Source organism: Allorhizobium sp. DMC15 (assembly GCF_056314065.1).
In genome coordinates this window covers 1147390-1159636 of the sequence record NZ_JBQUZB010000001.1, presented here as the reverse complement: position 1 = coordinate 1159636, position 12247 = coordinate 1147390, and the positions used below count along the sequence as shown (strand labels likewise).

The 12247-nt window shown below is 63.6% G+C and carries 7 protein-coding genes; 4 read left to right on the top strand and 3 right to left on the bottom strand.

Going from position 1 to position 12247, the window contains the following annotated elements; translation table 11 throughout:
- Positions 1-10: 10 nt before the first annotated feature.
- Positions 11-2137: a methyl-accepting chemotaxis protein gene (locus ACT53S_RS05610; protein WP_476066225.1), complete on the top strand. Its 2127-nt coding sequence runs from the start codon at positions 11-13 to the stop codon at positions 2135-2137.
- 80 nt (positions 2138-2217) lie between these two features.
- Here ACT53S_RS05610 and ACT53S_RS05605 read toward each other — a convergent pair whose 3' ends face one another.
- On the bottom strand, positions 2218-3813 hold the full coding sequence (locus ACT53S_RS05605; RefSeq protein WP_476066224.1) for an MDR family MFS transporter: 1596 nt from the start codon (positions 3811-3813) through the stop codon (positions 2218-2220).
- Between the two features lie 120 nt (positions 3814-3933).
- On the opposite strand from ACT53S_RS05605, the gene ACT53S_RS05600 reads away from it, so the two are divergent.
- Positions 3934-4476 carry a MarR family winged helix-turn-helix transcriptional regulator gene (locus ACT53S_RS05600; RefSeq protein ID WP_476066223.1) on the top strand — a complete coding sequence of 181 codons (543 nt, stop codon included), beginning with the start codon at positions 3934-3936 and terminating at the stop codon, positions 4474-4476.
- Positions 4477-4755: 279 nt separating this feature from the next.
- On the opposite strand, the gene ACT53S_RS05595 is transcribed toward ACT53S_RS05600, so the two are convergent.
- Together ACT53S_RS05595 and ACT53S_RS05590 are read right to left on the bottom strand one after the other, a co-directional pair.
- Positions 4756-4959 carry a hypothetical protein gene (locus tag ACT53S_RS05595; protein ID WP_113379478.1) on the bottom strand — a complete coding sequence of 68 codons (204 nt, stop codon included), beginning with the start codon at positions 4957-4959 and terminating at the stop codon, positions 4756-4758.
- 223 nt (positions 4960-5182) lie between these two features.
- Positions 5183-8458, bottom strand: coding sequence for an Ig-like domain-containing protein (locus ACT53S_RS05590; RefSeq protein WP_476066222.1), 3276 nt, complete (start codon positions 8456-8458; stop codon positions 5183-5185).
- A gap of 304 nt (positions 8459-8762) precedes the next feature.
- Between ACT53S_RS05590 and ACT53S_RS05585 the strand changes: the two genes are divergently transcribed.
- Positions 8763-10145, top strand: coding sequence for a TIGR03808 family TAT-translocated repetitive protein (locus tag ACT53S_RS05585; RefSeq protein ID WP_476066221.1), 1383 nt, complete (start codon positions 8763-8765; stop codon positions 10143-10145).
- Positions 10146-10350: 205 nt separating this feature from the next.
- Positions 10351-12192, top strand: a complete 1842-nt coding sequence (locus tag ACT53S_RS05580; protein WP_476066647.1) for a putative bifunctional diguanylate cyclase/phosphodiesterase — start codon at positions 10351-10353, stop codon at positions 12190-12192.
- Positions 12193-12247: the final 55 nt, after the last annotated feature.

The following is a 12247-nucleotide window of genomic DNA, read 5'->3' as shown; positions in this document are numbered from 1 at the left end:
CTATGCCAACATGACCAACAAGGCGATGTTCGGTGACTACCGGAGCGCGGCGAAGCTGACGAACGGCGCAAGCACCGTTCAATCCGCGATGCTGGAAGCACGCCTCTCCTTTCGCAAGTATCGCGCGGCTCCTTCTGCCGAACTGGCAAAGGAAGTGTCGTCGGATCTCGACACGACGAAAGCTTCCGTCGACGCCTTGTCAGCGCTGTCAACCGATCCGGCTATGAAAACCTCCGTGGCGGCACTTCTGCCGCTGGTCGACACCTACAGAACAGCCTTCGGGCAGGTCGTCGACCTTCAGGCTCAGCGTGACGGCCTCGTCGACGACACACTCAACGTAATCGGGCCGGAAATGGCCGACAAGCTGGGTCAGGTTGGTGCAGCGCTCGAAAAGAGTGGCGATCTAACAACCGCAGACATCGTGGCGGATGCACGATACGCCGTCGCGACCATGCGGCTGGGGACGAACAAGTATCTGCTGAAAAACGACCCGGCGATCCACGATGAAGCGCTGAAAACGTCGAAGGCCGCAGAAACCGCCCTGGACCAAGCTGCCTCCTCGGTGAAGTCCGACGCGGATCGCAATGCAATCAACGCTTTGATCGCGAAGTTTGACGACTATTATGGCGCTCTGGACAAGATCGATGATGTCATTGCCAGCCGAAACGATCTTATCGACAACACGATGAATCCCGCCGGCGAAAGCCTCTCCACTGCCCTTGAGCAGATGAAGGCCGAGTTCAAGAAGGAACAGGATACACTCGGTCCGGAAATCCAGGCCACCATGGAAAATGGCGTGACGACCGGTGTCGTGCTCGGCGCGCTGGGTCTGATCCTGGCCAGCACCATCGCCTTCGTCATCGCTCGCGGCATTACCGGACCGATCGGCGCGATCACCAATGCCATGGGCGCGCTTGCCGACAACAAGCTGGATACCGAAATCCCCGGCCTCGATCACCGGAGCGAAATCGGTCTGATGGCAAAGGCTGTCGACATCTTCAAGCAGAATGCGATCAAGATCCGCCAGCTGGCAGCCCAGGAAGCGGCGCTGCAGGAAAAGAATGCCGACCTGCAGTCGAACATCGCGACCGTGGTCAATGCCGCCGTCGCGGGCGACTTCTCGCGCCGGATCACCAAGCGTTACGACAATCCGGATCTCGACGCCTTCGCAGCCAATGTGAATACGCTGGTGGAATCGGTTGATACCGGGATCGCCGAGACCGGCCGGGTGATCAATGCCCTGTCGCAGGGCGACCTCACCGAAAGCATGGAAGGCCAGTATCAGGGTGTGTTCGCCGAGCTGCAGAGCAATGTGAACGAAACCATGGCCACCCTGCGCCGCCTGATGGAAGAGGTGCGCCAGTCGTCGGATGCGATCAATGGCGGGGCGGACGAAATCCGCGATGCCTCGAACGATCTCTCCAAGCGCACCGAGACCCAGGCCGCCTCGCTGGAGGAAACCTCCTCGGCGCTGGAAGAAATCACGGTTGCCGTGAAGACCTCCACCGAACGGGCGCAGGAATCGAGCCGCATGGTGGCCGATGCCCGCCAGTTCGCCGAGCGCTCCGCGGGCGTGGTGGAAGACGCGACGGCGGCTATGGCCCGGATCGAACAGGCCTCGAACGAGATCACGCAGATCATCAACGTGATCGACGAGATCGCCTTCCAGACCAACCTCCTGGCACTCAACGCCGGTGTCGAAGCCGCACGTGCCGGTGAAGCCGGCAAGGGTTTTGCGGTCGTTGCCCAGGAAGTGCGTGAACTTGCCCAGCGGTCTGCAACGGCGGCCAAGGACATCAAGGCGCTGATCAACAAGTCTGGCGAGGAAGTGCAGACCGGCGTTCGCCTCGTCACCACGACGGGCGACGCGCTGCGCGAGATCCAGACGCGGGTCATCGGCATTGCCGGCCAGGTCACTTCGATTGCGACCGCGGCCCAGGAACAGTCGACCGGGTTGCATGAAATCAGCACGGCGGTGAACCAGATGGACCAGATGACCCAGCAGAACGCCGCGATGGTGGAAGAGGCTGCGGCCAGCACCAACCGTCTGGCCGACGAGACGGCGCATCTGAAGGCGCTGATCTCACGCTTCAAGGTTCACAAGGCCGGCATGGCTGCGAGCCGCCGCGCAGCCTAACGCTTGGTCATCCCCCCCATGGCAGAAGGCCCCCGCTCGTGACCGAGCGGGGGCCTTCTGCGTTGGGTGCTTCCTGAACTTCAGGCCTTTTTCTCACCCGCCGTCGGCAGGCGGACATTCGGCAGGAGCAGTGCTGCGATCAATCCGATGACCATCATGCCGGAGGCGGCGAGGAAGAGCGGCACGAAGGCGTCGGAATAGGCATTGGCGACGAGCGCGCGCGTGGCGTCCGGCAGGGTCGACAGGATTTCCGGCGTCAGGTTGCGGAAGTCCTGTCCATCCGGCAGTTGGATCGCGACATTGGACAGGCTTGTGCCGATGATCGCGCCGTAGATCGAAATCGCGATGGCAGCACCTCCCATGCGGCTGAGCGTCACCGTGCCGGTCGCGGCCCCGACATCGGATTTGGAGGCAGCATTCTGCACGCCGATGACGGGGACCTGCTGGCCAATGCCGACGCCGATGCCCTGCAGCAGCATGACCAGACCAATCAGGATCACGGGGGTTCCTGCATGGATGAACGAGAAGATGCCAAGGCTCACCACGCCGAGAGCGGTCGAGGCAATGCTGAACGGCTTGTAGCGGCCGGATTTCGCAATCAGGCGACCGGACGCCAGCGAGCCCACGGCGATGCCGCCGGTCGTGGCGATGAAGAGCAGACCGGCCATGGACGGTGACAGGCCGGTCGTGGTCTGCAGGAACAGCGCAATGTAATTGACCGAGCCGATGCCGATGGCGCCCGAGACGAGGGAGATGATCAGCAGCAGGTTGATCGTCGGCTTGGAAAACAGCGAGAGCGGCACGACGGGTTCCGGCGCGCGGCGTTCGACCAGCACCCAGCCGATGGCGCAGAGTGCACCGAAGGCGATCACGCCGAGGCTTTGCGGGGCGATGAGCGAGCCGAAGATCTGCGGGGTATCGGCCCAGAAGACGACCGAGGCGACGGCACCGGCAAGCAGGATGGCACCGGCATAGTCGATCTTGGGCTTCCGATGCGGCTTGCGATAGGGCAACAGGACCGCGAGACCGATCAGGACGGCGATGCCGATGGGCAGATTGACGAGGAAGATCGAGCGCCAGCCGAAGAGATCCGACAGCGTGCCGCCAAGAACCGGGCCGATGGCGCCTGAGATCATCAAGACGAGGCTGGCATAACTCTGGTAGCGGGCGCGTTCGCGTGGCTCGAAGAGATCGGCATTGATCGAGAAGATCGAGACCATGATGCCGCCACCGCCCAGCGCCTGCAGCACACGGGCGGCGATCAGCGTGTTCATCGAGACAGCAAGGCCGCAGACCAGAGAACCAAGGGTGAAGATGGCGATGGCGGCCATGATGACGTATTTGCGGCCGAAGAGATCGCCCAGCTTGCCGTAGAGCGGCATGACGGCACTGGTCGTCAGCAAATAGGCGGAACCGACCCAGCCGAAGCGTTCGAGATCTCCGAATTCGCCGACGATGGTGGGAAGTGCTGTCGAGACGATCTGGTTGTCGAGGGTTGCCATGAACATGGCCGACATCAGGAGCAGGTAGACGAAAAGGCGGAGCCGGGGATCGGTGACCAGCGGCCCCTCCCCGGCGGTGGCCGATGTGGGTGTGACGGTGGCGGGATGCGGCTCAAGCCGGGGGTGTGGGCCGGCAAGCGGGGCGGCGGATGGGGGATTGGTGCGGTTGTCCATGGATCGGGGGCTCCTGTCTACCGGCAAAATGTGCCTGCCGCATTTATATGTCAATAGCATATATCTGCTGAAAGCATGGATTTTGCTTGTCCCCGGGGCCGAAGCTGCTAATATGGGGCCATGCAGAACACACGTCCCTCACCTTCCACCGGCGAAAACCCAATCCAGGCACCCCTGGCGGCCTCGTCCCGGAGCGCGCTCGGCCTTGTCGGCCAGGCGATGACGCGGATGCGGCTCCTGATCGGCCGGCGCTTCATCGGCCGGATGGCGCTGAAGCGCATGGGGACCGGCCTGGAACTCTCCGATATCGACGCAATCGGGGTGATCAAACGGATCGGCAGCCAGGAAGAGGCGACCGTAGGGGCGATTGCCGAGCAGATGCGGATCGACCCGTCACGCGGCAGCCGCATCGTCGCGGATCTCGTGCGCCAGGGCCTGCTCGAACGGGCGGCCTCGCAGCAGGACGGACGCCGCAGCCTGGTCAGGATCACCGATGCGGGCCGCGGCGTGCTCGACCAGATCGAGGCGATCAAACGCGAGATGATCCTTGAGGCGACCGCAGGCTGGACCGCTGACGAGATCGACAGCTTCGCCCGGCTCTACCTCCGGTTCACCGAAGGGCTCGAGGCGCAATACGACAGGTTCGAACGGGACGAGGCTTAGGAGTTCTCCGCATTGTCCGGCCAGACGCGATCATGCTTCGGCGGGACATGCTGCAGCGTCTCCGGCTGCAAGGGTGCGCGGCTCCCGCAGAGCGGGCGACGGCGCGCACGGACGGTTGGTCGAGCACTAAGGTGTCGGCATGGTCCTGACAAAAACGACCCGGCCGGCATCTCCTCCCCCGAGAAAATGCCGGCCGGTCGTCACGGGGCTGGTTTCCACCGCCGATCCCGTTCCGCCAGGACAGGAACGGTCTTGCACCCCGCGCCGAAGAGAAGCCGGTCAGACCGCCTTTGGCCCCTGAAGGGCATTGTAGATGCGGCGCGCAAGCACCGCCGCGATCGGGACCGCAATGACGAGACCCGCAGCAAAGGCCGCCGCGATCTGCCAGCCGTGACGCATGTCGAGTGTCAGAACCGCGATGACCGCCGCGCCACCCGTCGCGCTGGCGACCAGGATGTAAAGAACAGCAGCAAGACGTAGCATGATCCGACCCTCCAAGATGTCTCCGGACGCTCCGGTGCAGGCTTGGCTGTCCGGCGTCCTTCGAGGATGAGAATAGCCGCCCGGCCGGCGAATTCCTTGATCTGGCGCAAATCGCCGGGGCTTCGGCATTAGACGATGGGCGAAGAAGACGGCGCAACGAAGAAAGGCGGACCAAAACCGGCCCGCCCATCCCGATGCTCGTTTTATCTGCAGGTCCGCGAGCTCAGAACCTGACGCGCAGGCCGAGATTGGCGCCGAGCGACTGGCTTCCGCCGCTCTCGACGGAATAGAGCAGCCTGGCGTCAAGGTTCCAGGTGCCGTCGGTGAGGCCGAGGCCAGCGGAGACCGAACCGAACAGACCGTTGCCGTCCAGCGCGGCGTAACCGAGTTTGACGCCAGCGGATGGCGACAGGGTCAGCCCGTTCGAAAGCTCAACCTCGCGGGCGAGGTCGAGCCCGAGATTGGCACGCAGTTGGCGCTCATGGAAGCCGTCGATGCCGAGGACACTTCCGACACCATCGGAGATCTCGTAGTCATCGACGGTTTCGTCGAAATAGACGACCCGCATGGCCGGGGTGAGGACGGTATCCGGCGCGATCTGCCAGTCCCCGCTCAGCGCCATGTCGGCCATCCAGCGGCGGGTATCGAAATCGCCGGTCCAGTCACCGGCTTCGATGTCGTTCGCCGATCCGCCATAACGAAGACTGGTGTCGAGGAAGATGTCGCGGGCGATTTCCACCGAGGCGTAAGGGCCGGCAAGCCAGCCGAGGCCTGTCAGCCGCTCGTCCTCGTCGGTCGGATCGCTCATGCGGTCGACATGCAGCGACAGGCCGAGGAGCAGCTTGTCGGAGACGAGGTAATCGGCGCCGAGGTTGAGCAGTCCGAAGGTGCCCCAGTCGCCGGTGCCGTCATCGCGATAGAGCGAGACACTGCCATCGAGCCAGATGTTGAAGTCGTCTCCGAGACCGGCCGTGGCACGGTCTTCGCCTGCCGCAATGCGACGCGCGGAGTCGACCGCCGCCAGGCTGGTGGCAAAGCCGAAGGTGGCGGCGCCCGTGGCATCGGTACCGTTGGCGGTGACCGTCACCGGCTCCGTCGCCTGGGCCATGCGCCGACGGTCTTTCAGGCTCGGCACATGGATCTGGTTGGCAAGCAGGCTCTGGCGCTTCCCGACGAAATCGCGCACGGCGCCGTCGACCGCGTTCGCAACCTGCTGGTCGTCCGCGGTGAGCGTATAGGTCACTGTGCCGTTGGCGACACCGATGGCGCTCGAGAGCTTGTAGGTCACGCGGGCATTGCCGGTGAAATAGATGCTGGGGGTGAAGCGCAGGTAATAACCGACGGGGGTGGAGGAGGACGTGGAGGCAAGTTCGCCTCTGACAATCTCGGCCGTGCCGGCGCCGGCCGGTTCGACGCTGACGACCCCGGCATCGGTGAAGGGACCGCCGGTTGCCTTGTTGTTCAAGTAGAGATCGGGTGGGCTCGCCCCCTCTGCCACGGTCACAGTTGTATCGGTGATGGTGACAGCGCGTTCGACGACGGACAGGGTGAAGTTGGCGGACCCCGTTTCGCCGCGGCTGTCGGTCGCCGTCAGGGTGAAGGCGTAGTCGCCGACCGTCGCGCCCTCCGAGAGCGGACCCGTGAGTGCACCGGTGGAGACGTTGAGGGTCAGACCGTCCGGTAGACGGCCGGATGTCAGGGTGTAGACGAGGCTGCCGGTGCCGCCAGAGGCGGAGATGAACTGGCTGTAGGCTTCGCCGGCCATGGCCCGATCGAGCGCGCCGCCATTCGGTATGAAGGTGATCGCCTCGGCGGTCGAGGTCACGGTGATCGAGACCGTGGCCGGCTGCGAAGTGCCGGCGGCGTTTGTGGCGGTGTAGGTGAAGCTGTCGGTGCCGATATAGCCTGATGTCGGCGTATAGAGGATCGTCGTGCCGGAGGCAGTGGCCGTGCCATGACTCGGGGCACTGGCGACCCCTACGCTGTCGGCCGCACCGCCGTCGAGCGAGAGCGTGATGGCGTTGTTGCTCGAGCCTTCTGCGACAGATGCGGAAACGTCCTGAGCCACCGGTTCGTCCGGCAATACGGTCAGGGTCAGGTCGACCTGGCCAAGGGCGCCGAGGGAATCGGTAGCCGTGACGCTGACGGTGAAGTCGCCGGTTACGGTCGGGGTGCCGGAGAGCGTGCCGTCTTCCGACAAGGTCAGGCCATCCGGCAGGCCCGTTGCCGTGAAGGTATAGGGCGCGGTCCCGAGCGTTGCGGACAGGGTCTCGCTGTAGGACGAGCCGACCTGGGCCTGCGAGAGGGTCTGGGGCGCGATCGCCAGTGTTGGCGCCGTAACCGTAATCGAGACGAGTGCCTGGCCGTAGCCGCCATCATTGAAGGCGCGGTAGGACAGGCTGTCGGAGCCGGAATAACCGGCGGTCGGAGTGTAGGTGATCGCAGTGCCCGAAACGGAGGCCGTACCATGCGCCGGCTGAGTGATCAGGTAGATGCGGTCGATGGGCCCGTTGTCCGACAGATCCAGCACAACTCCGCTGCCATTGGCCGCGACAGTCGCGCTGGTATCGGCAAGATCCGGGCGCGGCGGCGTCACGTTGATGGTGATCCGGGCGGGATTGGACGTGCCGTAGTCGTTGTAGACAACGTAGTCGATCGTGTCGGAGCCGTAGAAACCGGCACTCGGCGTGTAAAGGATCGAGGTGCCAGAAACGCGGGCGTTGCCGTGGTTCGGCCCGGAAATGATCCTGCCCCCCGTCGGCGAATGGGAACCGTAGAGCGTCAGCACATGGTCGGTCGCATTTGCAGGCACCGTGGTCGAATAGGTGCCCGCCGAGGGAATGGGCGCCGGAATGGTGATGCTGACGGTGGCTGGCGACGATGTGCTGCCGTTCTTCGTCGCCGTATAAGTGAAGCTGTCGGAGCCGTAATAGCCGGGATCGGGCGTGTAGACGAAATAGTGGGAGTCCACTGTCACTGTTCCGTGGGCGGGTTGCGACGCCACGGAAAGCGTCGCGCCGCTCTCCACCTGGGGATTGGCGATGTTGCCACGGCTGTCGGCCTCGTAGGTGACGCTGAAATCGGACACGGCGGGCGGGGCCGGAAGGACGGTGACTTCCCAAGTCCAGGTATCGGTGCCGGCATTGGTCCAGTATTCGCTGCCATCGAAGTCTACGAAAAGTTCCCTGTAGTCGTGGCGTATCGTTCCCGTATAGGTGCCCGGCGTCGTCGGCGTTCCGTACAATATCACGACCAGCCGCGGGCCGCTCTGCGTGACCGAGATCACGTCCAATCCCGGCACGGATCCGCTGAAGGCCGGTCCGGTCATGACATAATCGCTGTGCTTGTTCTGAATGTTGAATGCCTGACGGCCGGCAACGCCCGCCTGAAACGTGAGCGACACATCCGCTGCAGACGCCATGCTTACGGACGAAACGAGGGCTGCGAGCGACAGGACCAGCAGAATGAAGAACTGCTTGAGACGGAGCGAATGCGGCATGACAAGGAACCTGGGAAAGGACGTGACCGACCCAGCCTCTACTCATGCATCTCTACCCATCCCAGCCGGTCCGTCCGGCCAAAACTGGGACGGCCTCTGCGTCCGCACGCTTCGCAGATGCGGCCGAGATCTGCGAGCAGAATTCCTAAGCGATTGTTTCGAAATTGCGATTTCCAGATCACCCCAACCAGATTCACCATGAATGCGGATGGAATTGCGGTCCGGCTTGTCCCTTCCCAACCTATCCGCCAAATTTGGGCACATCCCGCCATGACGGCGCGGAGGCTGAAGGGCATCCTCATTCATGACCTTACTGGGCAGACGTCAGATGCTATCCGGGCTTGCGGCCGTCACCTTTGCGTCCACGCACGGGCTGTTGCGCCCTCAGACCGCCTCCGCCCAGACGCTCGCCTTGGCCGAGCTTAGAGGCGGTTTCGATGCGGCGGAGGCCGGCATCCTTCCCGGCGCCGAGGACGATCAGAGCCGCAAGCTTCAGGCCTTGATCGACAAGGCGGCGAAGGCGGGGCAACCGGTGTTCCTGCCCGCGGGGACCTACGAGGTCTCGAACCTGGAATTGCGGGAGGGAACGCGACTCTCCGGGGTTCCGGGCCTGACGCGGCTCACCTATCGCGGCGACGGGCACCTCATCGCGGCACAGGACGTCAAGCATGTGAGCCTTTCCGGCATCACCTTCGATGGCACCAATCGCTGGCTTGCCGATTACACCGAAGCCCTTTTGGCGTTTCGCAATGTCGGCTCGGTGGTGATCGAGGATTGCGCGGTGACCGGCAGCCGCAAATACGGGCTGCATCTCGCGCAATGCGGCGGGCGGATCGAACACTGTCTTGTGAGCGGCGCCGCCCTTGCCGCGATCTGGGCGATCGAGGGCCAGGCTTTCACGATCCGCAACAACGAGATCGCCGACTGCGGCAATGGTGGCATCCTGGTGCATCGCTGGACCAAGGGCGAGGATGGCACGGTCATCTCCGGCAATCGCGTGGCGCGGATCGGAGCGGCCGAGGGTGGCACCGGGCAGAACGGCAACGGCATCAACCTTTTCCGCGCCGACAATGTGATCATTGCCGCCAACCACGTGTCGGACTGCGCCTTCTCCGCCATCCGCGCCAATTCCGCTTCGAACGTCTCGATCACCGGCAACCAGTGTTTTCGCTCCGGCGAGACCGCGATCTATGCGGAGTTCGCATTCGAAGGGGCATTGATCGCCGACAACATGATCGACGGGGCGGCAAACGGCATCTGTGTGGTGAACTTCGACCAAGGCGGGCGACTTGCCACCGTATCGGGCAATGTGATCCGTCGTCTCGTCGACAAGGGCCCCTACCCCCAGGAGGTCGGTGGCTTCGGCTTCGGCATTTCCGTGGAGGCGGATACGATTGTGTCGGGCAATGTCATCGAAGACGCCGCGACCGCCGGCATGATGCTCGGTTGGGGTCCCTTTCTTCGCAATCTGACGGTTTCCGGCAATATCGTGCGCAAGGCACGCGTCGGCATGCGGGTGAGCGTTGTGGAAGGGTCCGGCAACGCCGTGATCACCGGCAATGTGCTCGACGACGTCGCGGAGGGGGCGATCCTCGGCTATCGCTGGGCGGATCGCTCCACCGGCGATCTGATCGAGGGCGGTGGCGGCTTCTCCCATCTGGCGATCTCGAACAACCGGACGATCTAGGGTCTGGGCCGGGCGCAAGGGCCTGGGCGGCACTGGCCTCTGGTCGCTATCCGCGGCAAAGAGCGCTGAAGGGCGGTTCAAAGCGGGGCATATTTACCGCTCCGCGTTAAGTCCGCGCAAACCAGTATTAGAATTGAAGTATCTTCGTAAGTGACGATTAAGTGTTATGCGCGTTAATGGCGGCAGTCCAAACCTTATGGTCGCCATGCTGTTGCAGTTGCAAAACACCATTCTCGAGAAGATTGCGACCGGACAGTCGCTGGCGGAGACAATCGATTATCTTTGTCGTGAAGTGGAAGCGCAGGCGCATGACGTCGTGTCGTCCGTCCTGCTGCTGGATGGCGACTTCCGCCTGCGCCACCTTGCCGGGCCCTCGCTCCCGCTCGAATATACCGATGCGATCGATGGCATCGAAATCGGACCGGGCCTCGGTTCCTGCGGCACAGCCGCCTTCACCGGACGGCCGGTGCTGGTCGACGACATCGAAACCCATCCCTATTGGGAGGCCTTCAAGGGTCTTGCCCTGCCGCTCGGACTGAAGGCGTGCTGGTCGACGCCGATCATCGCCGGAAACAGGGTGCTCGGGACCTTTGCTTTTTACTACCGCACCGCACGCGGACCGTCGGACCTCGAACAGGACATCGTGCGCGCCTGTGTTCATCTCTCCGCCATCGCGATCGAACGCGACCAGCGGATCGCAGAGCGCCGGCGCCTTGCCGAAACGGATGCTCTGACCGGGCTACCCAATCGCAGCCGCTTCAATGAGATGCTGGTTCGTGTGGCACAGCGACCGCAGGTCTGGAGCCTTGTGCTCATCGACCTCGACAATCTCAAGATGGTCAACGACACCTTTGGCCACGCCGCTGGCGACGATCTGATCCGGGTTGCGGGACACCGGATCAAGGAAACCGCGCCGGAGGGCATGGCGTTTCGCCTCGGCGGCGACGAATTCGCCGTCATCGTTCCCTGTATCGACACGCTCCGCCCGAGCGATCTCGCCGCGCAGATCATCGCTCGCATCAAGGAGCCGGCTGATTGCGACGGTCACCTGATCTACCCTGCCGCCACGCTGGGCGGCGCCGTGGTGATGCCCGGTGAAGCGCACGATCAGGTTCGGCAGAACGCCGATTATGCGCTCTACCACGCCAAGGACCGGGCACGCGGGCAGTATGTGCAATATCATAGCGCGCTCGACACGGCGATCGTCGAACGCTTCCGCTCGGTGCAGGAGGTTAGCCTGGCGCTGCGCGAGGACCGGATCGACGCGCATTACCAGCCGGTCGTGGAACTGGCGACCGGGCGCATCATGGGCTTTGAGTCCCTCTGCCGCATGACGACGCGCGATGGCGAGATCATTCCGGCAGCCCAGTTTCACGAGGCGATGAAGGATGCTCATGTCGGGCTCGACATCACCGAACGCATGCTGGAACGAATTGCCGCCGATTGCAGCCGCTGGCGGGGGATGGGCCTGCATGTCGCACGCGTCGGCTTTAACCTCACGGCTGCCGATTTCCATCGCGGCGGCCTGACGCGGCGCATTACCGATGCCTTTGCGCGCCATGGACTGCCGCCGGCCACGATCGTGGCCGAGGTGGCGGAGACCGTCTACCTCTCCCAGAAGGGCACCGTCGTCGCGGACGAGATCCATGCCATGCGGGATGCCGGCATCAAGGTGGCGCTCGACGATTTCGGCACCGGCTTCGCCTCGCTGACACAGCTGCTCACCGTGCCCATCGACATCATCAAGATCGACAAATACTTCGTGCGGCGCCTCTCGGAAGCGCATGCAGGCGCCATCATCACCCGGGGCCTGCTGGAAATCGCAAGAGGTCTCGGGATCTGGGTGGTCGCCGAGGGTATTGAAGAGCGCAGCCAGGCGGAACAACTTCTCTCGCTCGATTGCAAGGCCGGCCAGGGCTATTACTTCGCCCGCCCGATGGACCGGCATGCCGTGGAGGCCCTGATTGGCATCGACAATCACATTCCGTCCTGGAGCAGCCTGCTGTCCGATGACGACGAGAACCAGCCGCTGAGCGCGACTGGCTGACTTTGCCTCCCCTTGAGAACCGGCCGCCGGGCACGGCACCGCGCACCCGGCGAGG

What these genes read in the sequence shown, in the direction of transcription:
- ACT53S_RS05610 (WP_476066225.1), top strand. Translation starts at nt 11, where the DNA reads ATGACCAACAAGGCGATGTTCGGTGACTACCGGAGCGCGGCGAAGCTG.
- ACT53S_RS05605 (WP_476066224.1), bottom strand. Translation starts at nt 3,813, where the DNA reads ATGGACAACCGCACCAATCCCCCATCCGCCGCCCCGCTTGCCGGCCCA.
- ACT53S_RS05600 (WP_476066223.1), top strand. Translation starts at nt 3,934, where the DNA reads ATGCAGAACACACGTCCCTCACCTTCCACCGGCGAAAACCCAATCCAG.
- ACT53S_RS05595 (WP_113379478.1), bottom strand. Translation starts at nt 4,959, where the DNA reads ATGCTACGTCTTGCTGCTGTTCTTTACATCCTGGTCGCCAGCGCGACG.
- ACT53S_RS05590 (WP_476066222.1), bottom strand. Translation starts at nt 8,458, where the DNA reads ATGCCGCATTCGCTCCGTCTCAAGCAGTTCTTCATTCTGCTGGTCCTG.
- ACT53S_RS05585 (WP_476066221.1), top strand. Translation starts at nt 8,763, where the DNA reads ATGACCTTACTGGGCAGACGTCAGATGCTATCCGGGCTTGCGGCCGTC.
- ACT53S_RS05580 (WP_476066647.1), top strand. Translation starts at nt 10,351, where the DNA reads ATGCTGTTGCAGTTGCAAAACACCATTCTCGAGAAGATTGCGACCGGA.